This window comes from Thiomicrospira microaerophila, assembly GCF_000934765.1.
Lineage (GTDB): Bacteria > Pseudomonadota > Gammaproteobacteria > Thiomicrospirales > Thiomicrospiraceae > Thiomicrospira > Thiomicrospira microaerophila.
Map to the genome: position 1 here is coordinate 66245 of NZ_JYNN01000005.1, position 22850 is coordinate 89094.

Sequence of the window (22850 nt, forward strand, 5' to 3'; positions counted from 1 at the left end):
GCTTCCCACCAAAGATTAACTTAAAAACCAACACGATTACGGCGTTGCAATAACAAGGCCAAGAAGAATGGCCCGCCAATCGCCGCCATCACCAGCCCGATGGGCAGCTCAGCAGGGGCGACAATAATTCGCGCAATCGAATCCGATAAAATCACTAAAATCGCTCCCATTAACGCGCTGCCAGGCAAGACCCAGCGATGATCCGGCCCGAGAAGTAAACGCACCAAATGCGGCGCCACCAGCCCAACAAAGCCGATCACGCCACTAACGGCCACCGCCGCGCCCACACTGAGTGCAGTCAGTACAATAATGGCACGTTTAGCGAGCTTGACATTAAACCCTATATGCTCACTCACCCGCTCACCCATTAAAAATGCGTTCAGAGTTAAGGCAAAAAAGGGTAGCAAGACTAGGGCTAATAAAATCGGCATCCCCGACACCAACACATCTGTCCAGGTTGCACTCGCCAACGAACCCATCGTCCAAAAAGTCAGGCTGCGCAAGGCTTCATCGGTTGAATAATAGGTCAACACCCCCGTCGCCGCGCCAGCAATCGCGTTAATCGCTATCCCCGCTAATAACATCAGCGCGACATCGGTACGACCGTCCTTGGTGGCAATTTGGTAAATCAACCAGGTCACCGCTAAGCCACCTAAAAACGCTGCAATCGGCACCGCATAATAACCGGTCATCGCTGTCCAGCCCGCGAGATAGGTGGAACCCAACACAATCACCGATACCGCTGCTAAGGCCGCACCGGTTGAAACCCCCACCAGGCCTGGGTCAGCCAGGGGATTGCGAAACAAACCCTGCATCGCCGCCCCAGCCACCGCCAGGCCTGCGCCGACCAGCACACCTAAAATCACACGAGGCAAGCGTATCTCTTGCACCACCCAAACCCACTGCGGGTTCTCTGACCACCCAAATAACGACAGCACCACATCCAACCAGCCAATTTGTATCGCGCCAATCGTCATCGACAACACTGCCATCAACAGCATCACCACCAACAAAACCGACAAGCCACAAGGCGCACACTTAATCAATCTCACGGTTTAGCCTGCTGGTTGGTGGTTGACGCTTTTGCTGTTGATGCCATCATCGACTCCTGTTGCCACTGTTGATAAATCTGGGTCACCATTTGACCCAATCTTGGACCAAAACTCAAGGCATCATTGGGCATAATAATCAAACGCTGCTGATCAAATGCCCGCGTGTGCTTTAACACAGGGTTATTGAGCACAGCCTGTTGCCCACCCGACATACTCACGCCCTGTTCTAACATAAAGATAAAATCCGGGTTAATATTAATGGCCGCTTCCGCTGACAGCAGTTGGTAATTATTAATCTGCTGCTCAACCGGATTATGGACGCCAATCATTTTTAAAAGTTCATTCGCACGACTGCCTTGGCCCGCCACCGATAAATTGCCATTACGCACTGACAATACAAAGATGCCTTGCGGCTTTACAACTAGGCCTGCTTGTTGTAGCTGAATCTGTGCCAACGCCTGCTCAAAGTCGCGTTTAATCGTCAGGTTTAATTGCGCCCCTTTTTTAGGCACACCTAACACCGCCGCAATCCGTTCTACTTTATACAAAATGCCTTCAAGCGTCGGCGTATTTTCAATAATTTCAACCCGCACCCCCGATGCCTGTAAACGATCTAGCATTTTGCTGGGCTTGGCATCGCTCGTCGCGATAATCAAGGTCGGTGCCAGGGACAATACGCCCTCCACCGTTAATTGGCGCATATAACCGACATCCGGCAAATCATTCACGGCTTGCGGATAACGGCTGGTAATATCACGCCCGACGACCTGATCCCCCAAACCCAGAGCAAACACAATTTCTGTCACTGAGCCATCAATCGTCACAATACGTTCAGCGGCTTGGGCTTTATGCCCAAACCCCATCAGCAAAACCAAACCCAAAAACCCCGCTAAAACCAACCAGGCCTTTATGCCCATTGGGGTATGGTTGTGAACACGCCGTTTTTTAATACGCAACATAGTCAGTGCTCCCTAATGTAATTCAGCATAACGCACAACGAGGTTACCGCTTGGGTCTGTACCATTTGGGCCGGTATTGCTGATGACTTGCGCTTTAAAGAAGCGGCCTTGGTCTTCAAATAAATAGGTGCTGAAGGTTGGCCACATCGCACGATTACCACCCCCTACCGCATAATGAAACGCCCCATAACTTCCAGGCTCAGACAGGGTGCTCACCACGGTATCTGCGGCAAAAACGGGGACTTGATTAATATCGGTGGGATTCGTCACATTACGCGCATCAGGGGTATCGCCGACCAGCTCACCTATGCCTGCTCCGCCAGAACCAGACACCCCGCCATTGAGCTGGATCAGCGTACTTCTACCCGCCATTTCAAAACGAATTTCCCAGTCAGCGCTTTGATCCACCAAACTGTTGGTTTCTAAATCCCAATAAACGGGCGCAGCCGAAAAATTAATCGGCGTACTGTCGATCGGTGCATCCCAATCGCTACCATTCCATTTCTCGATGGTTAAGGTGATGTCCGAAGTCCGAGTTTTGAATTCTTTAAACCCAATCCGTGCATACTGATAGGCCTCACCCGTTTTTGAAGCCGAACGTAAAATCCAACGGTTTTTTGCCTCATTCGGACCCGTTATGGTACCTGTTGTCGAGTTATAGTCAGGGTTTTGTGACCACCAACCTGCACTCGATAGTTGAGTCTTGAGCGTATCGACCTGCTCAGGTGTGCAACTTGTTTTAGTTACAGCTTCAAACCCAGCCAAGGTATTTTCCAGTGTTTTTGATTCAAAAGCCGCTTTAATCGGTTGCCCTTCTGCGTTGTATAAGTCTTCAAACTGATGCGCAATACACGACTTGACATTGCCCGTCCCGGAAAACCCACTATTGGTTTTAAACCCCACAAACCGTTGATAGGCAAAATGCCAATCACCATCTGCCGAAACGGTTGAACCATTCGCCAAGTTAAGATGTGCAGGGGCTGAACCTGAACCACTCGAGGAGGCATTGAGGATCGCTGTGTTAGGTTTGTTGGTGTTAACTTGAGACGTGGGTTCTTGTTGTGCTGTGTTAGGTTTGTTGGTGTTAACTTGAAACGCGGGTTCTTTTTGCTCTGAGTTACTCGAACTATTCAAACAGCCCTGCATACCCAACATCGTGGCTGTTAATAGCACCGCACTTGACTTCTTTAACTGAATCATTATTATTTACTCCTTCATTACATTTTATAAAAAAATTAATACTGCCAACGCGCACCGAGATACACATACCTGGCTTGTTCAGGACGGCTATCTGCAACGCTAAAGTCTTTTTGTACGCTAGTCAGGTTATCTACCCCAGCAAACACCAACCATTGGCGATTGAGCTCATAATTCGCCTTGAGATCCCAAACGCTAAACGCCGGGGTTTCACTGGTGTTGTCGCTGTTTTCATATTGACGCGATTGATAATTCGACTTAACGGTTACCACCAGCCCTGGTTGAGGCGTAGTCCAATCCAACCCCAATTTCAGCTCATGGTTTGGACGACGTGGCAAATCCTTACCCGTCAATCGATCTTGTGCTTGCATAAAGCTATAGCCTGCATCCAGCCTAATAGTTGGATTTAATTGAACAAAGCCGTTGAGCTCGATGCCCTGCGTACGTGCCTCAGAAAAATTTCGGTAACGATAAATCAACAAGTTTTGTGCGGCCGACTCAGCCATATCTTCATCGGTTTCTATCAGGTTCTTAATGTCATTTCGAAACAGGCTGAGTTCAATGCGGTAGTCTTGGGTTAACCACTCCAAACCTGCCTGAAAACTCGTTGAGCTTTCAGGTTCTAAATCGGCATTGCCCATGACCTTATAGCCGATATGGCTATGATCAAATAGGTAATAGCGCTCTTTTAAATCCGGCACGCGATAACCGTTACCCAGCCCTAAACGCCAATTCAGCTGTCCGTTTGCCCTTTTTTGGCGATAAATTGAATTGAGCATCGGCGCAAGATGCTGGCCAAAATCACGATCTCGGTGTAATCGTGCACCCGGCATCAGCTCAAACTGGTCTGTCACAAACCAACTGTCTTGGGCAAACACCTCTTGCGCGGCAGACGTTTGGTTATCCACCTCAACAATCCTTTGGACAGGCGCATTCGCGCTGCGTTTGGTCTGTACCACATTCATCGATTGCTCAGACACTTGAGCGCCTAAGGTAACCAAGTGGTTTATCAAAGGCAGATTGAATTGCACTGAACCCAGTTTTTGGGTAATGTCGGTATTGCGTTGTTGATCAACCCATGAGGTCAGAATAGTGTTCTGCTGGGTTTCGCCCTCAAATTGTTCATGCATTAAGCTGACTTGCCAATCGGCCCCTGAGGTGAGTTCATGGCTTAGATTCAAACCTAGATAATCGGTAGTGGTTAAATCCAGCTTTTCAATTTGATTAACAAACGGTGGATTACGCTGCGTGGTTTTAGTCAGCAAATCCTCTTGATAGCGGCGTGGCATCAACACAATTTTTGTTTGTTCAGAAGGTCGGTACTCAAGTTGTGCGCCAAGGTTTGATTTATAGCCCGCCCAACCTTGGGTGCTATAGCTATTCGGGTCTTGACTAAACCCATCTGAGTGACGCACATCCCCCATTAAACCGAAACTAAAACGCTCGCGATTAATTTTGAATTGCCCCTTCAGGTGGCGCATCGCAATGGGATTAGATTCACTATTTTGCGCACCAAAACTACCGCCGCTCAGGGTCAGCGATCCACTCAAGGGTTCCTCGGGCTTGCGGGTAATAATATTGACCACTCCGCCCATCGCTGAGGTGCCATAAAGTGCTGACATCGCCCCCTTTATAATTTCAACCCGTTCAATGTCCGTCACCGCGACCTGCGTGGTATCGACAGCTGAACCGGTACTGGCCGACACAGGATGACCGTCTACCAATACCAACACACGATTGGCATCCAAACCTTGTAACCAAATACCATAACCTGATTTGCCATGAATCGGGCGAAGCTGTAAACCCGGCACATATTTCAACGCCTCATTTAAATCTTTTGCATGAGTACGCTCAACTTGTGTTGCCGAGACAACTTCTGTTCTCACCGGTACATCCGCCAGACTTCTCTCGGTTTTGGTTGTGCTCACCACCTGTATCGCAGACAAGCAGGACGACTGGATACACGCATCCTGTGCCAAACCAGAAGCAGACCATGCCGTCATAGCCGCTGTTAGCACAAGCGGTGACCAGAAGGAACCAGGGGTATGTTGTTGCATTATTCAATAAACCCTAAATAATTTTTAACTAAAAGATGTTGCTAATCATTATCATTACATATATGATTCAAGTCAAGAGGTTAATGCAAATAATTTTTATTTATAGTTATCGCTTTAATTGCCTCCTGTTAATCGTTAAAATGAAATCCAAGCAATGCACCCATCAAGGAGATAAAGATGGATACTTTACCGTTACAATCTGTATTTAAAGATTTTGAAAAGTTTATCAATCAAAGCAAAACCGTGATTCTTGGCACACTCAACGCCGCTGTCGAAGCCGAGGCCAGTTATGCGCCCGTACTGAGAAAGGACGGCAAGTTTTATATTTATGTATCTGAACTGGCTAAACACACCCACAACCTGCTTGAAAACAAAAACCTAACGCTCTTGTTCATCGAAGATGAATCTGAAGCAGAAAATATATTTGCCCGCAAACGCGCGACACTTAAAGCGCAAGCGAGACATATTGCACGCGATTCTGAGGGTTGGGATAACATTATGGACGCCTATGGTGAGCATTTAGGAGAAACGGCTAAAATGCTGCGTAATCTGCAAGATTTTCATCTGTTTGAGCTGACTACAATAAAAGGGAATTTTGTTCGCGGCTTCGCTCAGGCCTATGCGTTAAGCGGCGACCTATTAAACGAAGTACGCCCTATGAATGATCGCGGTCATGGTCAATCTCAACTAAAAGATGAAGACAAGCCCGCAAGGAGCGCATAAATGCAACTTGATGAGCTGATACTAGAAAAACACGCCTTACTACAAAGTAAACAGCCGGTTCGTGCACGCAATGCCGCTGATAAAATGGGCATTAGCGAAGCGCAATATGTTGCGCTTTCGCTGGGTGATTCGGTCAAAATGCTGGATATGAGCCGCCTTGAAGACCTCTTTAATCAACTCGAAAACCTTGGCGAGTTGATGGCGCTAACACGTAATAACGAGGTTGTAATAGAACGCAAAGGCATTTATCAAAAACCTCAATTCCACGAAGGTGCGATTCTTCTGGTCAACAAAGACATTAACCTGCGGTTAAAGGTCAGTGAATGGGCTTTTGGTTTTGCGGTCGAAGAAAACGGTCGGCACAGCCTGCAGTTTTTTGATAAACAAGGTATAGCTGCGCATAAGATCTATGCTACCGAGCTGACGCGCCTTGGTCTATTTGGTGAACTGGTCGCACAATTTTGTTTAACGGATGCCATGCCAAAGTGGCTTGAACTTGCTACCCCCGAAACACCCAACCTTGCCGATTCAATCCAAGTCGATAGCCAAACTTTTCAGCAAGCATGGCGCAACCTCCATGATGCGCACCGTGTGAACGCCTTGTTAAATGAGTTTGGGCTGACTCGCTTACAAGCTTATTCGATACTCTCAAAGGAGGATGCACAAAAACTAGGAGAAAATGCGCTCAAATCCTTATTTACCCAAGCGGCTGAAGGCGCCATTCCGCTGATGATTTTTGTATCCAATGGCTGTGCTACCCAAATTTTCACAGGGCATGTGCATAAACTATTGGAAACCGGCCCTTGGTTTAATGTGCTTGATCCAGGCTTTGATTTACACATGAGTCTTGCAGGCATTAACCAGGCCTGGTTGGTTAAAAAATACCTTAAACCCACTGATAGCGACCAAGCTGCACAAGCCACCTATTCGGTTGAATTCTTTAATCAACAGGGAGAGGTCGTGATGTTTATCTATCTGAAACCCGAAGCAAAAAAGGATGTGATTTTGAGCCAAAAATGGCAGCAATTAACCCTATCTTTAACTGAACCCAGCTAACAACCCATCGCTTAAAGGGTGGAAAGCGCAACGAATCCACCCTAAAAGTTAACCTTATCGATAAGTTTTGACGCGACCAGGAATAGTCCCATTACGGTTATCAACAATAACATATTTCGATTCAATGCTTTTTGAATCGTGTGTTCGATTTTTTCATTAAGCAACTCAAACTTGCCTTCAAGCGCTGTAAACTTGCCTTCAAGCGCTGTGAACTTACCCTCAAGCCCTAGAAACTTGCCTTCCAATGCAACCACACTCGCCACTACTTCTTCAAGCTTATCATCCAAATACTTGATATGGTTATACTGTGATTTCAATAACAACGTATTAATCTCATCCTGCCTCAAGCCTTCACCGCGACTAAACTTCTCTTCAATCTCTTTGATTTTAGGGCTGATCATCTCAATTAAGATATCGTCAACACGCGTCCTATTCATGTTTTTCAATTCCAATTTATATTTATACTGCTCAAACATATCAACATGCCAAACATAAAATAATTTCTAAGCCGAGTTTATCACAGCACTCCGTGTTTAAGCACCAAGAATTCAACCAAGGGTGCAAACCACCTTGCATCGCGAGGCGAAAAAAAATCTCGCGTCATTGCGAGGCCGAAGGCCGTGACGCACTGCGTGGGAACGCGAAAAGAAGTGTGCATATGCTGGCCTACCTCTGATAAATCGCTTGGTTGATTTGGTTAAGCTTGTTGATGAGTTTCGGGTTATCACCAAATTTAGCTTGGTAGGCGTTTAACCAGGCCTGGTGGGTTTGACAGACGCCAAGCCCACGTTGTTGCGCCCAGTTTTGATAGGCTTGCCATTGTTGTTGTGGGGTTTGGGCACGGTGGAGCTGCCAGTGTAACCTTAACCACAATCCCGCCACACGCCCTAGTTTGAATAAACCCCAGAGCATCAAAGCGCTCAACAGAATCAGTAACCCCCACCCTATCTGATAAACCCAGGCTGGCAATAACCAATAGGTTTGCGCCGGGATAACCAGCGTGTTGAGTTTACCGGTTTCGGGTTCAAACACATTCAAACGGATTTCGGCAAACTGCCCCAAGCAGAACCCACAGCAACCTGGTTGGTTGATTTGTTTGATTTTATTAAGCCGATAAGGCTGAGTGAGGGTTTGTTGCAGAACCAGGCCTGCTTCTGTTAGCGCGGTCTCGGTTTGACGTTGCACTTGAAGACGCTCAAGTGATGGATTAGACGTGTCCAGCCAATCGACGATCAAGGGCAACCGATTAGCTTGATGCCCTGTTATCCTTAAGGTTTGATAATGCAACTCACCAAGTCGATGCCAAAAAGGCCGCTCGATAGTCAGCTCAAACTGCCCTACCGCTAAATCTGCTGGCAAATAATGTGGCAAAGGTTGGAGCTCAACCTGACGAGGAGGCGCATAAAACAACCAGCGTCCACCCTGTTGGTTTTGCACCTGCACCCAAGGCTGTGGCAAGCTAACGCGCTGAATTGTTTGCGCTGTGTGAGCTGTGTGAGTTGCACTTAAGTTTTCATCGAGCGGTAACTGAGTGACATGCACAAATGCCATCGACTTGGTTTCAGCCAAGGTTTGGCTTATCGGCTGGGCTGAATAATGTTGATGGGGTGCATTGTTGGTATCGCTAATTTCCCTTGCCCCCATTGAAGCGGGTAAATCGGGATTGCTCAGAACTAGCTTCACGCGCTGGGTGATCGTTTGACCTTGCCACATAGACGCGGGCACCGCATCCCACTCAATACGCACCTGTGGGTTATCACGCACCTCATAGCTTTGCGCTGGAATGACTAAATTCCCTGCTTGAATGCGAGGAATGTCAACGCGACCCGCTTGTAGCGGGGTTAACCTTAACCGAATACGCTGGCTGGTTTGCGCGGTGTCATCGATATGAAAATGGCGTTGAATCGGCGATAAATCCAGCTGGGCGTAATCGCTAAATAGCTCCGCACCGCTTAGACTAATAGAAACGGACTCGCCCAACATGATTTGGCGCACCTCGGCCTGTGTAGCCAAGACCGGTAAGCTAGTCAAACCAACCAACATCATCAAACCAGCACGCATCACCCCCTGAGCGAAGCGTTTGAACGACCTTACCATGGTTTGACTCCTTCCACTTCGAGCGGTTTTTCTTGACGTGCTTGAAAGCCAGACTCACGCTCAAACAGATGGCTTAACAAGCCTTTTTGGTCGTCCGCCAACTCGTTCAGTTGCAACCCTAAGCGTTCTAAACGTCGTTGGCGTCGCTGTTGTTGGAGGCTAGCTTGGGCGTCAGACTGAGCGTCAACTTGCGCGTTTAACTGCCATTGTTGACCCACCTGCCCCGCCGCGAATAACGCCTCAGGACGCTCGGTAGAATCGCCTTCGCCTTGATGCTGCCCTTCGCGGTCGGCTTGCGACTCACCCCAATCATTCGGGTCACCATCGCCAGAACTGCCTGTCGATTGACTGCCACGAAACGCACTTTCTAAATCCTGCCGTGGGCGAACTGGACCTTGATCGACCTGCTCTAAGGGTTGCGCTAACAAGACCGCCAGCTCGGCCTTCGCCAACATTAAATTATGTTGCGCATTAAGATGGTCTGGTTGATAACGCAGTACATCGGCAAAAGCCTCAACTGCTAATCCCCAAAGACCTAATTGCGCATTCGCATTCGCTAGGTTATACAGAGCTTGGGCGCGTTGCACATCCGAGTCGGCTTGCAACAAGGCTTGGCGATACCAAAACGCCGCCTGTGAAAAGGCCATCAACCGATAAGCGACATTGCCCGACCCTAATAGGGCACGATAACGCTGATCAGGGGTTTGGGCTTGAGCAAGGAGCTGCTGATAATGCAGTTGCGCCGTGTCATAGTCCTGGTTCAAAAAAGCCTCGTAAGCTTGTTGTTCAAGAGGATTGGCCGCTGCTGCCTGCAAGCCACTTGGCTGAGCGATAAAACCTAGCACCAGCACAAGCCCTAGCAACACCCCTAACAGATGAAGATGAATAAACCCCGCTTGCTGACTCGGCGGCTTGGCTTGCTGTAGAGTTTGTAATGGAGTCAGACGGCCTGGCCAACGGACACTCAGCGCGAACATCGTCGCGAACATCAACAGCAAAACCGCCAGCAACACAAACACCCATGCCAAATCCAGGTATGTGATATCGGATTGTGTTTGCGTGTCGCTGGCTTCGCGCGCAAGCGCATGTTGACTCAGCGTTTGGCTTAATTGTGCTAACAAACTCGCTTGTGCGCTCGCGTCAAAATAAACCCCGCCCAACTCCGCGGCTAAATCCCGCAATGCCTGACGTTCGATGGGAACGGATATCGGTTGGTTATCATAATGATACCAACCGCTCGCATGGCTTAAATCCGGCATATAGACCGACTGACTTTGACCGACACCCAGCACGATCAAGCTATGTCCGCTTGCCTTAAATGCGCCCACTAATTCTGCCCAATCGGCCTCATTGCGCCCTGCGCTATCGCTCACCAACACCAGCTGTGTCGGGTGACTTAATTGCGCTATCGCAAACTGCAGCGCGGCATCGACTTGCGCACCCGCCAGCGGTAATTGGTTGGCCTCAAGCAAATAAAGTGCGCGTGTAAACAGGGTTTTATCCCAACTCAAGGGTGAGGTCCAATGGGCTTGCACCCCATAACCCACCAGCCCGATGCGGTCTGCAGGCTCTAAACGTCGGCTGAAAGATTCAAGCAGGTTTTGCGCAAAAACCAAACGATTCGGCGTTTGATCCTGTGCGGACATAGAGCGCGATAAATCTAATAAAACCAAGGTATCCACCCCTTCTCGTGGCGCGTCCCGCTGCACGCTGATCGCCCAACGCGGCCCGGCCAAAGCAATCATCAGCAACAGCCAAGCGATACTGATTAACCAAGCGGGTCGCGCTGAATGGGCGCCGCCTAGCTTTACCCAAGGCCAAAATTGGCGTTCGGCATAGTCTGTTTGCTGTTTTCGTGCCCACAAAACCTCAATAGCAAACCAAATAAAGGGCAGCCCCATCCCCACTAACCATAGCGGCGCACGCCAATCGAATCCATTGACTAATTCCATCGACGACCTCCCAGCGTAATCAGCCACCAAACTAAAAACAAGCCCACCGCCAACATCAAAGGATAAGGATAAAGCGCAAGGGTTTGCCAGCGTGCTTGGCGCGTATCTTGACGCACGACTCCCTCATGGCGCTCAATATCCGCCAACACCTGCGCCAAGTCGTCACCGCCGCCGACCTGGTAAAAACGTCCAGCAGTATGCTGTGCTAGAAACTGCAAACTCGCGGTTTCAATCGGTTGATAAATTAAGCCAGAGAACACTCGTTGATCCGCTTCAATCGAACCTGCACCTATCCCTATGGTATAAATAGGCACGTTTAAGGATTGGGCTAAATCCACTATCGCGTCTAATTCAATCCGACTTTGGCTTTGCAAGCCATCACTCACCAACACTAAAATCCGCTTTTCAATCCCGGCTTGCGGTTCGGCCAGCTCGCGCAACGCTAAACCCAAGGCTTCACCCATCGCCGGATCGGTGCGCCCGGCTAGATAGGGTTGCAAACGCTGAAGGTTTTGCCGAACCGCTTGACTATCTGCGGTCATCGGCACGAGGGTATAAGCCTGTTCGGCATAGAGTGCAATACTAAAACGGTTCGCTTGCAATCCGGCAATAAACTGATCCAACACCGATTTCACCACCTCCATTCGGCTGGCAGGCTGACCGTCGAGTTGATAATCTTGCAACACAAACGACACAGAGCTTTCAATCACCAGTGCAATATCTCGCACCGGCTGGCTATCCATCTGGGGGGGCTGTTCAATCAACCGCTGGGGTTGCGCTAGGGTTGCCAACAAACTGAGCAGTATCGCCAGCTTTAACATAAAGCTCAATCCATAGCCCAGTCGGCTTATTGATGGCATATCCGCTTGGGATGCGGCTTGTTTTTGCCCGTTAAAGAAGCGCGCAATCTGCGGATGAATAAACACCGCACCCTGCGAAGACGGTGAACCTTTTTTGAACCAACGCGCTACTAGCAACTGCAACACAGGCCAGATTAAGAGCAACCAAAACCAAGCGGGTTGCGCAAACTGCCAATCTTGCCAAGCGATCATGAGCCTTGTTCCTTGAGCCGACGAATTAAATGGTTCAGTGTTTCACGTGAAACACCTTGTTTTGAAAAGCAGGCCTGGTGGAGTTGTTGTTGAGTATCCGTATCTATTTCTGTTTCTATCTCTGTTTTTGTCAGTCGAAGATAATGATAAAGCTGTTGTGCAACCTGCTGCGTGTCAGCGCCCTGATTCAGCTGGCGTGTTAGGCGCCAAAAAAACCAAGCTGGGCTACGCGTCAAACGCCACAGCACCCAGACTAAAACCAGCACAGCCACAAACGACAGCGCTAAACCCAGCCAAAAAAAACTGGCTTGCGGCGCTAAAGGCGCAGATAAGAGTTCAATATCCATCAAATGGCTATTCATAATTACAGCTCATCATTACAGCTCACAACGACCGCCCGCTCGCGGATAAAAACGGATGCTGATTTAACGGGTCTGTGGTGCTAAATTGATAACAATCTAATCCTGCCGCCTTGAGCCAAGGAATCGGACTCATGGCTTGTGCCCACGCATTGTAAGCCTGCTGTTGCTCAGGATTTAAGCGATAAACTTCACCGTTCGCCGCCAAACGTAAATCCCGCTGCGCAGGCAACTGACGCTCGGCGGGATCAACCACCTGTAGCGCACTTAATTGCCATCGCGCATGCATCTGCGCCAACCAGGTCTGGTTGCTGGGCTGCCATTCAGCAAAATCAGAAATCAACCATATACGACAACCCGCTGGCCAGTGAAGACTGAGTTTTTGCATCACATCGATCAGCTTCGGCTCTATCTGACCCTCTATCGGACGCTCTAACGGCGGACAAGGCTGATTCATCTGCGCCATCGCCGCTAAATAGGTGTGCGCACCTTCAAGCTGTGGGCTGATCTGAACCTGTTGATTAATCACCACCGTCTGCAACCGAATCGCTTGACGTTGCGCGATCCAAGCCAACCAGCCCGCGAGTCGCAAGCCCTGCTCCGCCTTTAAACGCCCACGTGTCGCAAAGCGCATCGCTTGACGTTGATCCAGCAAAATAACCCACTGCGCCTGACGTTCTTCTTGAAACAATTTCGTGGCCGCCTTACCGGTACGCGCCATCAAGCGCGAATTTAAATGACGCAATTCATCACCCGGCTGATAAGCACGACTTTCTTCATACTCCATACCCTGACCACGAAAACGACTCACTTGATCGCCAAACAAACTCAGCTCACTTAAACGCTGCGAAGGCGGTAACGCCGCAAAATACCCCGCTATCGTCTGCCCCAAATCCAAAACAGCCGCCTCCGCCATCAAAGGCTGCAAGGGGCTCATAGGTCCCCACTCCCTTGATGGGAGGGGGCTAGGGGGAGGGTGAATTCAGAATGACACGTCAAATAAATAGCTTGCAATACACCCTCATGATTTTTAAGCACATCATGATTCCAAAACCTCAACACCTTATACCCTTCCTGCTCAAGTAGAATTGTTCGCTGTCGATCATAATCTGCTCCATCCAATTCATTATGCTGACCACCATCCAACTCAATAATTAACTTACAGTCATGACAAATAAAATCAACAATATAATGCTTAAAAGGCTGTTGTCGCCGAAACTTCAAGCCGTTAAAACGCTTTGCTCGTAGGAAGTGCCAAAGCTTATTCTCAGCATCAGTCGGTTCTTTTCGCATTGACCTTGCATAAGCGGTTAGTTTTGGATTTTGCTTAATCATTAACAGCTCACCCTCCCCCCTGCCCCCTCCCATCAAGGAGGGGTGTAATTAATACTGAAAATATTACACGTAAATTATAACTCCCCTGATCGGGAGTTAAGGGACGGATTAAACCGGAACAGCGACGGTTTCTACTAGCCGTTCAACGAGTTTTTGGCTATCCCAGCCTTGGGCGCGGCCGGCGAAACTGACCGCTAAGCGGTGGCGCATAACATCGGGCGCCAAGCGTACCACATCATCTGGGGTCACATAATCGCGCCCCTGCAACCAAGCATAGGCACTCGCGGCGTGCAATAAAGCCAAAGACGCGCGTGGCGATGCGCCGACATCCAACACACCGGTTAATGCTTTATCTAAGGTTTCGAGTTTTCGTGTCGCCGCGACCAACGCCACCAAATACTTTTCAACCGGCTCAGCGACATGCATTTCGGCCACTTCACGGCGCGCATCCAACACATTTTGCGGCGTCAGGCTGGAGGTATCCGCCTCTTGATCTATGCCGTAATGTTTAGCGCGATCACGCCGCAGAATTTCCAACTCCTCGTCTTCGGTTGGATAATCTAACACCACGTGCAACATAAACCGATCCATTTGCGCCTCAGGTAACGGATAAGTGCCGCTCTGCTCTAAGGGGTTTTGGGTCGCCATCACAATAAACAAATCCGGCAAGGCACGGGTTTGACCACCGGCCGTAACCTGCTTTTCCGCCATCGCCTCCAATAGCGCGGACTGCACTTTTGGCGGCGCACGGTTGATTTCATCAGCCAATACAATTTCGTTAAAAATAGGCCCTTTAACAAAGCTCAATACCCCGGTATTCGGATCTAAAATATCCGATCCCATCACATCACCCGGCATTAAATCCGGCGTAAACTGAATCCGCTGAAAACTCGCATGCACCCCTTTCGACAAGGTTTTAACCGCCGTGGTTTTCGCCAGACCGGGTGGCCCTTCCAACAACACATGCCCGCCCGTCAGCATCGCAATCATCATCCGTTCTAACAAAGCTTCTTGCCCGACAATCGTTTTTTGCAAATGGGTTTTGAGCGCCATAAAGGCTTTTTGACTCGACATGATCTGTCCTTAAGTTAGTATTCAACTATTTGGTTGAATACTCTACTGGATTTAAAAAAACAATGCAATCCAACCCGACCTGGTTGCGCCCTAAATGTTTTTGGGCAAGCAAAAAATCGCTTAATCAATACCCCCACTTAGCCTAACGTATGCATACCCGCGACGTGGATCAACCCATTTGATCAAAAAGTGGCTAAGGGTTAGCAAGCATGGTGTGTTATTTCCGTGTTTTAAAAAGAATAACTCATGCAGCGCGATTGCCTTGCTGCTGACTGAGAAAAAGGTGCGGGGGGGATCAATAGACAAGCGAGGGCGCGTGAACTTTATGAGTCGAAGAAAGCGAAGCCAAATACCTGGGAATAATCTTTGAAACGCAATAGATGCGCTGCAAATTCGCGATCCATACATGCTCCGCATATTACGCAATAATCACCCAGTCATTCCGGCGAAGCGGGAATCTCAAGCCGACTGTGCATATCCTCAAAAGATCCCGGCCTGCGCAGGGATGACGGGGTTTTAAATCGGCCTACGCCGGGATGACACCGATTCCGTCATTCCGGCGAAGGCCGGAATCTCCAGCCGACTGCGCACCCCCCCGTCATTCCGGCGAAGGCCGGAATCTCCACAAAAACAAAAAAGGCAGCCGCATCAACAATGTCGCCGCTACAATCACATCCGGCAATTTCAAAGACATCACCTTTCTCAACCTAATCGTTTCTTGCTCAGCCCGCTCATCAATCAACAAAACATTACAAGCCTGAAAAAACTGCTTAATACGCGACTCCTCAGCCTCTGTCATACCGCTAAAACCACACAACTCCATCCGAGTAATTTGGCTTACCGCGCTAACAGACAAATCAAGCGCAACCGCTTCAGCCAAGTCAATCGCAACCGCTTCAGCCAAGTCAATCGCCTTTACATTCCCCTTCAATAACCCTATTACGATATTGGTATCGAGCAGAAATTTAAGCCCATTCATCACGCAATGCTCGCTGAATATCTACCGGATCACCCTCAAACAGCTTCGAGTCCTTCAAAACCCCGACAAATTGATGCCAATCTGATTTATTTTTCGTGGTATCCGAATCAGCCAAAATCGTGACATAAGCCATCACCTTACGGTCTAAAGAAAAATCCTCCAAAAAGTGAATATGACCATTGGGAAAAATTTCCGCCTCTAGTGTCTGTAACATACGACCTCCTTAATGAAACACCAAACGCCACCCATGGAAAATATTACTTACAAATACCCATAAACATATCAATGGAAATTACATTTTTATGCGCTTGTAACTTTTTATCATCGCTCACCAACAAACACCTTTCACACAGCGCAGAAGCCAAAATCAAACTGTCTGGCAACTTCAACGAACCCGCCTTGCGAATATGAATCGTTTGCTCAACAACATCATCGCTTAGCCTTATCTCTTGCATCAAAGCAAGAACCGAACGAATATGACTTTCATCAGCCTTATCCAAGTTTGGATATGCTAACAGCTCAATTTTCGTAATACTCGAATAAAAAAGTATTGATTTTGGTAAAACAGGCCCATGCTCAAGTAAATAAATTAACGCATTGGTGTCGAGCAAATAACGATCATTCCCACTCATCACGCATCGCCCGTTGATAAGCCACCGCATCACAGTTTTTAAAAGCCTTCACCTTAAAAGCTGAAAAATCAAGCACATCTGCCCCTTCTACTCCAGCTACACTTTGGGACACATTAGCCTGCTCACTCAACACAATCACCTTCACATGCTGGTTTTTAAACTGCTCAAAATTCGGAATACGCACATACTCAGACACCACATCGGTTTCAAACTCAACGGCATACATACTCAAACCCTCTCAACTAACAAACTAAACCCTATATTACCCAAAACGCACACTTAACGTCAATCCTTGGGAGATCCCGGCCTGCGCCGGTATGACGTAAATGAAAGGCCGGGATGACATAAAAAAAACCCGTCATTCCGGCGAAGGCCGGAATCTCAAACACACCCGATTTTTCAATCGTCAGTTCTTTGATAAAAAACCTTACCTACTCGCTGGATATGATCTAACAAATTATCCGAGCTAATTTGAGAAAACAAGGATACATCCAGCAGGTACGGCATATTTAAATCATCCAAATCCACTAAAATCCGACTCAATACAGCGCCGTCTAATGATTCGCCCAACAAAGTCAAATCAATATCTGAACCGGGCCGAAAGGTGCCTTTTGCACGTGAGCCATAAATAACCACTTTCTCAACGTGCGGATAACCTGCAAAAACCCCTTGCATCAAAGCCACCGTAGCTTGCGGCAAGCCAAACATTATTTAAAACCCTGCATGGTTTTCGCAAACTGCGAAAATGCGCTGGCATAATGGTTTTGAACCTTAGCAAACTCCTGTTCCAAAACACGCGCATCATAGGTGTGCACCGTTCGGTTTCGGCTTTCAACCATATCCATCCAAACCTGCCCATCGGATACCAAACCAATATTAAATGCCAAGCGACTGGCAGAACGCGAACCGGTAATACCCTGATGGCCTTCATACTCTAAATAATCTTTCATGACCTTCCATGCAAGCTCGTGGGTAAATTCAAAGCGCTGCAAAATACCCTCTTTAATCAACGCCTCAGCCGTTTCATCGTACACAGAGAGCGCAGACTGCAACTGACCCAAGGCTTTCAAATAATTCTCAAAACGCTGAACCCAACGAATATCTTGACCTGCCATAAAGTGATAACTCCCTCGCTGCAAAGCTTTAACTAAACCTCAAAAGATCCCGGCCTGCGCCGGTATGACATAAAAACAACCATCATTCCGGCACCACCCGCGTCATTCCGGCGAAGGCCGGAATCTCAAACCGAATCACCTCGCCAACACCTTAGCCGGCAACAGCAACGGCAAGCTTAATAAAATCAAACACACATCAAATACACGCTTCATACTCATTTATCCAAGCTCGCATCCAACTGAAGTAAATCCAATTCAATCTCCTCAACGGTCGGCATTGAACCTTTAAGGTTATCTGGCAGCGTCTCCAGCAAACTATACTCACTTACACCCATAGGCTTATTCAAGTCCCGCAAAGCAAACTCCACCTCAATATTATTCTTATCTCGACACAACAACAAACCAATCGTCGGATGATCATCTTCTCGCCTGATAAGACTATCCACCGCAGACAAATAAAAATTTAGCTTCCCGGCATACTCCGGAATAAAGGGGCGATTCTTTAACTCTACCACCACATAACATTTCAACCTAACATGGTAAAACAAAAGATCAATGTAATAATCATTCCCTGCAACGTCTAAATGATATTGTCGTCCAATAAACGCAAAGCCCTTACCCAATTCCAATAAAAATTGCGTTATATGCTCCGTAAGCTTGCGTTCAATATCACGCTCATTAAAAGGCGCTGTCATCGACATAAAATCGAACGTATAAGGATCTTTCAACGTTTGTTGTGCCAAATCAGACTGCGGCGTGGGCAAGCTCGTTTTAAAATTAGTAATCGCACCACCCTGACGCAAATGCAATTTTGACTTAATCTGCATGGCCAAAACATCGCGGCTCCAGCCTTGTTCAAGGGTTTGTTGAATGTAAAACCTAGCTTCCTCCAAATCCTTACACTTAGTGAAAATCAGAATATTATGACCCCAAGGAATAAGCCCAATACAAGGCCTTAATTCATCATTAACACCTGCCCAAGGGGTTTCAGCTAATTTGGCAACAGCCTGTTGCCAAATTGAAGAATCACAATAAAAACGAAAGAAAGCCCGACAATATCGCAGATTTTTAGCCGAGAAACCGCCCACATCAGGGAAGGCTAATTTTAAATCTTTACTAAACGTATCGATAAAACCAGAACCCCAACTTGCTACCGCTTCACGCTCAACAATTTGAGCGCCAAGCTCATAATAAAGCGCAATCAACTCACTATTGGCGGCTAACGCCACTTTCATCCGCGCAGAATGAATACGCTGTTTAACGGTCTTTAACCAAACCAAATAATCCGCCTGTTGACTCGTATCCAGTAAACTCAATTTTCATCCTTCTTAACAAATAAAATGCCTGTTTTGCGCGTCATTCCAAACCTTAACCGTCATTCCGGCAAAGTCCGGAATCTCCAGCCGACTATGCAAACCCTCAAAAGTTCCCGGCCTGCGCCGGGATGACGTAAATGAAATGCAGTGATAACAACCCCACCTCCAGCAAAACCGGCATGCTCAATAAAATTTAATCTCGTTCCCACGCTGCTAACGTATGCACACTTCTTTTCTTGTTCCCAGGCTGTGCGTGGGAACGAGGTTAATCATTCCTATCGCTATGATTTTTTATTATTTAGATGCGTTTGCCCTGGGTCTGGTGGTTACGAAAGCCAATCTTAATACCGGCGCTATATTTTAGGTCATCCCAGCTCTTTCTTCGTCATCCCGGCGCAGGCCGGGAATCTCTTAGAATATGCGCAGTCGGCTTGAGATTCCGGCCTTCGCCGGAATGATGGGGTGTATGCCGGAATGACACAGATTTCTAAACACTAGCCTTCAATCCTTGGATTCACAGACATTGACTGCCCAGCCAGGTATTAAATTCACTAGTCGATTATCGTTTGTCCAAAACTGATCACATTTAATGTGCTGTGCGCATGCAACATGAATCGCATCCGGGGTTTTTAAACCCTGCACTCGATAATCTATTGCTTTTAGTAGCACTTGATCATCAATGCCATTAACCTGAAATTGCTCAAGAAACAGCTGATAGCGTGCGAATAAATCATCATTTTGCTCTTTGCGTGGTTTAGCCAAAACCTCTAGTGCTGTCAAAGAAGACACCACAAAACGTGAATGAGCATTAAGCTTAATTTTATTAACCAGCGCAGCAAAATACTGCTGATGCTTTTCCACTAAATAAATCACAATACAACTATCAAGATAAATAGTCTGCATTTAGTCGTTCCAAGCGTTACGATTGGCTTGAATTTGCTTTTCCATGCTATCGCTTTCTCCAAAAGGCGATTGACTAAAAGCTGCTGAATCTAATACTTGCAACAAACTCTGGCCCGATGACGACTCAGGTAACTCATCGGTCGTATTTGGTAGAATCGTGACATAAGCCTTAACCGAATGTTCAAGTGTAAAGGGTTCATTAAACTTCACCCACCCGCTTTGCGTAATAACCGCTTCTAAAGTTTGTAACATGGCATTCCCCTCTATTCCCATTCAACAAGACGTTGAGGCTATTATTTCATAAAAAGCTAGGAGCCTGTCGGACTAAAGCCAATCGGCTGCAAAAAAGCTGGATTTGGCCATTTTTTGCCCACTTCCTTGTCAAATAGCTCGCTATTCTCCTCGGAATTGAACAAAAACTGTCTCAAACCAGTCTTTTTTTCGCTTCGACCGGTTTAGTCCGACAGGCTCCTAGGTTTTTCTTTTAAACCAGGCCTGGTGGCAGGGCAAACGCATCTAAAGTAAATAATAAATCAACAACTTACAACTAGGTCTCGCTCCCACGTTGAACGTGGGAGCGCCTTGGACTTGGGTTTAAGCGCTGTTTCATAGGTTAAATCGGTCTGCATTCCCACGCACAGCGTGGGAACGAGGTTAAATCAAACAAACACGACATTCCGCACCCACCCCATCATTCCGGCGAAGGCCGGAATCTCAAACCGACAAACCAACCCCCGCTACCCGATATACCTTGCTCCGCTTGTTACTATAACTTGACTCATCATCTACCCAAATAAAACGTGTCTTGCCGGATCTTGCCGACCGTGCAAAACCCGAATGATCTGTAGCTCTGTTTCTAAATAACGATAGAAGATAATGTGTTTTTGGCAATTTATTGCACGTACGTTTTGCCCTAGTTCACTCCGTTCGCGCCCTAGATTGGGATTTTCGAGCAGTGTTTTAAACGATTGCTTTATGTGGTCAAGGTAATTTTGTGCTTGCTGCATACCCCAGTTTTCAACCGTGTAGCGGTAAATCTCTTTTAAATCAGATTGGGCGACGGGCGCAAGCACCAGGCCTGGTTTAGTACTACTCAAGAACGCATACCTTGCACATCATTAAATAATGCATCTAGGGCGTCACTCGAATCTAAACGGATACCCTCTCCTGCATCAAGTTGCTGGATACCTAACTGAATGTCTTTTTTTAACTGTGCAAGTTTTAAAGCATCTACCCAATCCTGGTGCAACTCAACAAAGCGTAGCGCCTCACGAACGACTTCGCTGGCATTGTTGTAGAGCCCGGTTTCTACTTTAGCCTTGATTCGACTTTCGAGTTCGGGCGTCAATGAGATGTTCATAATTTTTACCTCTTTCGGTTTACACCAAGCATAAAACAAAGATTGCTAATGTTTGCTTCTATAAACTTATTTTACCGTTTCAAGGACGCCGGGTAAACATGGACTGGCAAAGGCCGGCATCTCAAACCGACTATGCAAACACAACATCAAACAACCGACTCATCATCAACCCAAATAAAAAAACGCCTGGACAGGCGTTCTTGTGTTTAAGAAAAAATTATTCATAATGCGTCCACATACGATAAACCCGAATCAACTTTTCATCCTCAAAGACCTCATAAACCAATCTATGCTGCTTATTAATTCTTCGACTTATTAAACCTTTCATATCGCCTTTAAGAAATTCAAAAGCAGGCGGGTATACATAAGGATCTTGTTCAATCAATTCTAAAAGCTTTAACGCTTTAGTTTTCAAACCAGAGGATGCTAATTTTTTAGCATCTTTCTGCGCCTGTGACATAATCACAATCTGAAACATTACCAATCCAATTTATTAAGCGTAACGCCTTTAGAGGTAGGCTCAGTCATTGCACTTTTAATGCTCTCAACCATACCTTCAACAGATCGCAAATACGCATCATCAGAAAGAAAGTCCCCAGCATCCACAATACTCACCTCGTTTTGAGAAAAGTGCTGTAACAACCAAAGAAAATTATCACTCACGCTGTCATCGATTTTTAAAGTTAACGTTTTCATCCAAACACCCCTCAAAAAATGTCCATTGATTATAGCACCAAACAAACCCGCCACCACCCGCGTCATTCCGGACTTTATTCCAATCACGATGCCAATTCTTCAACGCCTTTTCACGCTTAATCGCTTCCGGGTCGCACCTGCCTAAACAGCACCGGCGCACCCAACTTAACCCGCACCAACAACGCCACCACCACCAAAACCGGCAGGCTTAATACAATCATACACACATCAAATAATCGCTTCATAAAAATCTTCCAAAGGCATACTCTTTATTGGTATAGACTGGATTGTGACGGTAGTAGAAAGGGTAACTTATCTCGATAGGTTTCAGAAAGGTGGTAAACATATAAGTCAATCGCATCATAATAAGCCCTTATGCAGTGCTTATAAGCTTCAACCAGATTGGCCTGCTTGCAGTCGTCATCCGTTTGTACCTTAAGAATATGATGCCCTACAACCTCACCATCCGTTTTAAGCGCATTCATAAGCCCTGCCTCAGCGTTGGGCTAAATCGTTCAGCCCTTTAAAAGCCGCTTGTGCCTTTTCATGCAGTTCCGCGCTTGAGCAATAATCGATCTGAGAAACACGACTAGCTGCAACCGCAACCTGCCCCTTGTTTCGGTGATCCGTAGGATGCAAACGATAAAGGTTATCCGCTTTATCTGACGACATTAACGCCACAGAATCAATGCGATCCAGGCCGGACATACTACTAATCATGCTTTTAAAAAATGACATCTTACTCTCCAAAAATGGCTGGCAAGTTTACCAACTTACAAGCGAAAATACAATTTCCAAACCCAAACAAAATACATAACAAATCCAAGTCGTCATTCCGGCGAAGGCCAGGAATCTCCAACCGACTGTGCAAACCCTCAAAAGATCCCGGCCTGCGCCGGGATGACACCCTTCCCGTCATCCTGACGAAGGTCAGGA

At 47.3% G+C, this 22850-nt stretch carries 30 protein-coding genes; 2 read left to right on the top strand and 28 right to left on the bottom strand.

Annotated features, from left to right (window positions below; translation table 11 throughout):
- Positions 1-20: 20 nt before the first annotated feature.
- The 4 genes from NA59_RS03875 to NA59_RS03890 are packed head-to-tail and all read right to left on the bottom strand — an operon-like array spanning position 21 to position 5265.
- Positions 21-1052, bottom strand: a complete 1032-nt coding sequence (locus tag NA59_RS03875) for a FecCD family ABC transporter permease (RefSeq protein WP_044408275.1) — start codon at positions 1050-1052, stop codon at positions 21-23.
- On the bottom strand, positions 1049-2011 hold the full coding sequence (locus NA59_RS03880) for a heme/hemin ABC transporter substrate-binding protein (protein WP_052501444.1): 963 nt from the start codon (positions 2009-2011) through the stop codon (positions 1049-1051). The genes NA59_RS03875 and NA59_RS03880 overlap by 4 nt, the downstream gene beginning before the upstream one ends.
- Before the next feature lie 12 nt (positions 2012-2023).
- Complete coding sequence (locus NA59_RS03885) at positions 2024-3211, bottom strand: hypothetical protein (RefSeq protein WP_044408278.1); 1188 nt, start codon at positions 3209-3211, stop codon at positions 2024-2026.
- Positions 3212-3246: 35 nt separating this feature from the next.
- Positions 3247-5265 (bottom strand): TonB-dependent receptor plug domain-containing protein, encoded by a 2019-nt coding sequence (locus NA59_RS03890; RefSeq protein WP_052501445.1) that lies wholly within the window; start codon positions 5263-5265, stop codon positions 3247-3249.
- Positions 5266-5442: 177 nt separating this feature from the next.
- Here NA59_RS03890 and NA59_RS03895 point away from each other — a divergent pair, with 177 nt between their 5' ends.
- Both NA59_RS03895 and NA59_RS03900 read left to right on the top strand, forming a co-directional pair.
- Positions 5443-5988, top strand: coding sequence for a HugZ family pyridoxamine 5'-phosphate oxidase (locus NA59_RS03895; RefSeq protein ID WP_044408281.1), 546 nt, complete (start codon positions 5443-5445; stop codon positions 5986-5988).
- Positions 5989-7044 carry a hemin-degrading factor gene (locus tag NA59_RS03900; RefSeq protein WP_052501446.1) on the top strand — a complete coding sequence of 352 codons (1056 nt, stop codon included), beginning with the start codon at positions 5989-5991 and terminating at the stop codon, positions 7042-7044.
- A 41-nt stretch (positions 7045-7085) separates the two neighbouring features.
- On the opposite strand, the gene NA59_RS03905 is transcribed toward NA59_RS03900, so the two are convergent.
- The 24 genes from NA59_RS03905 to NA59_RS04015 form a co-directional block, all read right to left on the bottom strand.
- Positions 7086-7481 (bottom strand): hypothetical protein, encoded by a 396-nt coding sequence (locus NA59_RS03905; RefSeq protein WP_157792535.1) that lies wholly within the window; start codon positions 7479-7481, stop codon positions 7086-7088.
- 229 nt (positions 7482-7710) lie between these two features.
- Positions 7711-9141, bottom strand: a complete 1431-nt coding sequence (locus tag NA59_RS03910) for a hypothetical protein (RefSeq protein WP_044408287.1) — start codon at positions 9139-9141, stop codon at positions 7711-7713.
- Positions 9135-11093, bottom strand: a complete 1959-nt coding sequence (locus NA59_RS03915; RefSeq protein ID WP_044408290.1) for a vWA domain-containing protein — start codon at positions 11091-11093, stop codon at positions 9135-9137. Before NA59_RS03915 ends, NA59_RS03910 begins: the two co-directional genes overlap by 7 nt.
- On the bottom strand, positions 11084-12145 hold the full coding sequence (locus NA59_RS03920) for a vWA domain-containing protein (RefSeq protein ID WP_044408293.1): 1062 nt from the start codon (positions 12143-12145) through the stop codon (positions 11084-11086). The genes NA59_RS03915 and NA59_RS03920 overlap by 10 nt, the downstream gene beginning before the upstream one ends.
- Complete coding sequence (locus NA59_RS03925) at positions 12142-12507, bottom strand: hypothetical protein (RefSeq protein ID WP_044408296.1); 366 nt, start codon at positions 12505-12507, stop codon at positions 12142-12144. Before NA59_RS03925 ends, NA59_RS03920 begins: the two co-directional genes overlap by 4 nt.
- A 22-nt stretch (positions 12508-12529) precedes the next feature.
- Complete coding sequence (locus tag NA59_RS03930) at positions 12530-13441, bottom strand: DUF58 domain-containing protein (RefSeq protein ID WP_052501447.1); 912 nt, start codon at positions 13439-13441, stop codon at positions 12530-12532.
- The gene (locus NA59_RS03935) at positions 13438-13839 is read right to left on the bottom strand and encodes an endonuclease domain-containing protein (protein WP_198401042.1); all 402 of its coding nucleotides are present in this window, start codon (positions 13837-13839) and stop codon (positions 13438-13440) included. The genes NA59_RS03930 and NA59_RS03935 overlap by 4 nt, the downstream gene beginning before the upstream one ends.
- A 108-nt stretch (positions 13840-13947) precedes the next feature.
- Positions 13948-14913: an AAA family ATPase gene (locus tag NA59_RS03940; RefSeq protein ID WP_044408300.1), complete on the bottom strand. Its 966-nt coding sequence runs from the start codon at positions 14911-14913 to the stop codon at positions 13948-13950.
- 598 nt (positions 14914-15511) lie between these two features.
- Entirely contained in the window at positions 15512-15892 is a 381-nt protein-coding gene (locus tag NA59_RS03945; protein ID WP_052501448.1) for a type II toxin-antitoxin system VapC family toxin, read from the bottom strand.
- Complete coding sequence (locus NA59_RS03950) at positions 15879-16106, bottom strand: hypothetical protein (protein ID WP_044408303.1); 228 nt, start codon at positions 16104-16106, stop codon at positions 15879-15881. Before NA59_RS03950 ends, NA59_RS03945 begins: the two co-directional genes overlap by 14 nt.
- A gap of 43 nt (positions 16107-16149) precedes the next feature.
- Entirely contained in the window at positions 16150-16524 is a 375-nt protein-coding gene (locus NA59_RS14725; protein ID WP_044408306.1) for a PIN domain-containing protein, read from the bottom strand.
- Complete coding sequence (locus NA59_RS03960) at positions 16511-16750, bottom strand: hypothetical protein (RefSeq protein WP_044408309.1); 240 nt, start codon at positions 16748-16750, stop codon at positions 16511-16513. Before NA59_RS03960 ends, NA59_RS14725 begins: the two co-directional genes overlap by 14 nt.
- Positions 16751-16923: 173 nt before the next feature.
- Entirely contained in the window at positions 16924-17232 is a 309-nt protein-coding gene (locus NA59_RS03965; protein ID WP_044408311.1) for a nucleotidyltransferase domain-containing protein, read from the bottom strand.
- The gene (locus tag NA59_RS03970; RefSeq protein WP_044408314.1) at positions 17232-17639 is read right to left on the bottom strand and encodes a nucleotidyltransferase substrate binding protein; all 408 of its coding nucleotides are present in this window, start codon (positions 17637-17639) and stop codon (positions 17232-17234) included. The genes NA59_RS03965 and NA59_RS03970 overlap by 1 nt, the downstream gene beginning before the upstream one ends.
- A gap of 215 nt (positions 17640-17854) precedes the next feature.
- Positions 17855-18955 carry a PDDEXK nuclease domain-containing protein gene (locus NA59_RS03975; RefSeq protein ID WP_198401043.1) on the bottom strand — a complete coding sequence of 367 codons (1101 nt, stop codon included), beginning with the start codon at positions 18953-18955 and terminating at the stop codon, positions 17855-17857.
- Between the two features lie 501 nt (positions 18956-19456).
- On the bottom strand, positions 19457-19858 hold the full coding sequence (locus NA59_RS14220; protein WP_052501449.1) for a type II toxin-antitoxin system VapC family toxin: 402 nt from the start codon (positions 19856-19858) through the stop codon (positions 19457-19459).
- Positions 19859-20110 carry a hypothetical protein gene (locus tag NA59_RS03985; protein WP_044408318.1) on the bottom strand — a complete coding sequence of 84 codons (252 nt, stop codon included), beginning with the start codon at positions 20108-20110 and terminating at the stop codon, positions 19859-19861.
- Between the two features lie 533 nt (positions 20111-20643).
- Positions 20644-20955, bottom strand: a complete 312-nt coding sequence (locus NA59_RS03990; protein ID WP_052501450.1) for a type II toxin-antitoxin system RelE/ParE family toxin — start codon at positions 20953-20955, stop codon at positions 20644-20646.
- A complete protein-coding gene (locus NA59_RS03995) occupies positions 20952-21218 on the bottom strand; it encodes a type II toxin-antitoxin system ParD family antitoxin (RefSeq protein ID WP_044408321.1) in 267 nt (88 codons plus the stop codon). Before NA59_RS03995 ends, NA59_RS03990 begins: the two co-directional genes overlap by 4 nt.
- 217 nt (positions 21219-21435) lie before the next feature.
- Positions 21436-21696 carry a Txe/YoeB family addiction module toxin gene (locus tag NA59_RS04000; protein WP_044408324.1) on the bottom strand — a complete coding sequence of 87 codons (261 nt, stop codon included), beginning with the start codon at positions 21694-21696 and terminating at the stop codon, positions 21436-21438.
- Complete coding sequence (locus NA59_RS04005; RefSeq protein WP_044408552.1) at positions 21696-21914, bottom strand: hypothetical protein; 219 nt, start codon at positions 21912-21914, stop codon at positions 21696-21698. Before NA59_RS04005 ends, NA59_RS04000 begins: the two co-directional genes overlap by 1 nt.
- 116 nt (positions 21915-22030) lie before the next feature.
- Positions 22031-22159, bottom strand: a complete 129-nt coding sequence (locus tag NA59_RS14730; protein ID WP_157792536.1) for a sugar transferase — start codon at positions 22157-22159, stop codon at positions 22031-22033.
- A 24-nt stretch (positions 22160-22183) separates the two neighbouring features.
- Positions 22184-22399 carry a hypothetical protein gene (locus NA59_RS04010; RefSeq protein WP_044408326.1) on the bottom strand — a complete coding sequence of 72 codons (216 nt, stop codon included), beginning with the start codon at positions 22397-22399 and terminating at the stop codon, positions 22184-22186.
- Positions 22400-22409: 10 nt separating this feature from the next.
- Positions 22410-22652, bottom strand: coding sequence for a hypothetical protein (locus NA59_RS04015; RefSeq protein WP_044408328.1), 243 nt, complete (start codon positions 22650-22652; stop codon positions 22410-22412).
- Positions 22653-22850 lie beyond the last annotated feature (198 nt).

Coding starts and splice junctions, on each gene's coding strand:
- NA59_RS03880 (WP_052501444.1), bottom strand. CDS start 2,011: ATGTTGCGTATTAAAAAACGGCGTGTTCACAACCATACCCCAATGGGC.
- NA59_RS03885 (WP_044408278.1), bottom strand. CDS start 3,211: ATGATTCAGTTAAAGAAGTCAAGTGCGGTGCTATTAACAGCCACGATG.
- NA59_RS03890 (WP_052501445.1), bottom strand. CDS start 5,265: ATGCAACAACATACCCCTGGTTCCTTCTGGTCACCGCTTGTGCTAACA.
- NA59_RS03895 (WP_044408281.1), top strand. CDS start 5,443: ATGGATACTTTACCGTTACAATCTGTATTTAAAGATTTTGAAAAGTTT.
- NA59_RS03900 (WP_052501446.1), top strand. CDS start 5,989: ATGCAACTTGATGAGCTGATACTAGAAAAACACGCCTTACTACAAAGT.
- NA59_RS03905 (WP_157792535.1), bottom strand. CDS start 7,481: ATGAATAGGACGCGTGTTGACGATATCTTAATTGAGATGATCAGCCCT.
- NA59_RS03910 (WP_044408287.1), bottom strand. CDS start 9,141: ATGGTAAGGTCGTTCAAACGCTTCGCTCAGGGGGTGATGCGTGCTGGT.
- NA59_RS03915 (WP_044408290.1), bottom strand. CDS start 11,093: ATGGAATTAGTCAATGGATTCGATTGGCGTGCGCCGCTATGGTTAGTG.
- NA59_RS03920 (WP_044408293.1), bottom strand. CDS start 12,145: ATGATCGCTTGGCAAGATTGGCAGTTTGCGCAACCCGCTTGGTTTTGG.
- NA59_RS03925 (WP_044408296.1), bottom strand. CDS start 12,507: ATGAATAGCCATTTGATGGATATTGAACTCTTATCTGCGCCTTTAGCG.
- NA59_RS03930 (WP_052501447.1), bottom strand. CDS start 13,441: ATGAGCCCCTTGCAGCCTTTGATGGCGGAGGCGGCTGTTTTGGATTTG.
- NA59_RS03935 (WP_198401042.1), bottom strand. CDS start 13,839: ATGATTAAGCAAAATCCAAAACTAACCGCTTATGCAAGGTCAATGCGA.
- NA59_RS03940 (WP_044408300.1), bottom strand. CDS start 14,913: ATGTCGAGTCAAAAAGCCTTTATGGCGCTCAAAACCCATTTGCAAAAA.
- NA59_RS03945 (WP_052501448.1), bottom strand. CDS start 15,892: ATGAATGGGCTTAAATTTCTGCTCGATACCAATATCGTAATAGGGTTA.
- NA59_RS03950 (WP_044408303.1), bottom strand. CDS start 16,106: ATGTTACAGACACTAGAGGCGGAAATTTTTCCCAATGGTCATATTCAC.
- NA59_RS14725 (WP_044408306.1), bottom strand. CDS start 16,524: ATGAGTGGGAATGATCGTTATTTGCTCGACACCAATGCGTTAATTTAT.
- NA59_RS03960 (WP_044408309.1), bottom strand. CDS start 16,750: ATGTATGCCGTTGAGTTTGAAACCGATGTGGTGTCTGAGTATGTGCGT.
- NA59_RS03965 (WP_044408311.1), bottom strand. CDS start 17,232: ATGTTTGGCTTGCCGCAAGCTACGGTGGCTTTGATGCAAGGGGTTTTT.
- NA59_RS03970 (WP_044408314.1), bottom strand. CDS start 17,639: ATGGCAGGTCAAGATATTCGTTGGGTTCAGCGTTTTGAGAATTATTTG.
- NA59_RS14220 (WP_052501449.1), bottom strand. CDS start 19,858: ATGCAGACTATTTATCTTGATAGTTGTATTGTGATTTATTTAGTGGAA.
- NA59_RS03985 (WP_044408318.1), bottom strand. CDS start 20,110: ATGTTACAAACTTTAGAAGCGGTTATTACGCAAAGCGGGTGGGTGAAG.
- NA59_RS03995 (WP_044408321.1), bottom strand. CDS start 21,218: ATGAACATCTCATTGACGCCCGAACTCGAAAGTCGAATCAAGGCTAAA.
- NA59_RS04000 (WP_044408324.1), bottom strand. CDS start 21,696: ATGTTTCAGATTGTGATTATGTCACAGGCGCAGAAAGATGCTAAAAAA.
- NA59_RS04005 (WP_044408552.1), bottom strand. CDS start 21,914: ATGAAAACGTTAACTTTAAAAATCGATGACAGCGTGAGTGATAATTTT.
- NA59_RS14730 (WP_157792536.1), bottom strand. CDS start 22,159: ATGAAGCGATTATTTGATGTGTGTATGATTGTATTAAGCCTGCCGGTT.
- NA59_RS04010 (WP_044408326.1), bottom strand. CDS start 22,399: ATGAATGCGCTTAAAACGGATGGTGAGGTTGTAGGGCATCATATTCTT.
- NA59_RS04015 (WP_044408328.1), bottom strand. CDS start 22,652: ATGTCATTTTTTAAAAGCATGATTAGTAGTATGTCCGGCCTGGATCGC.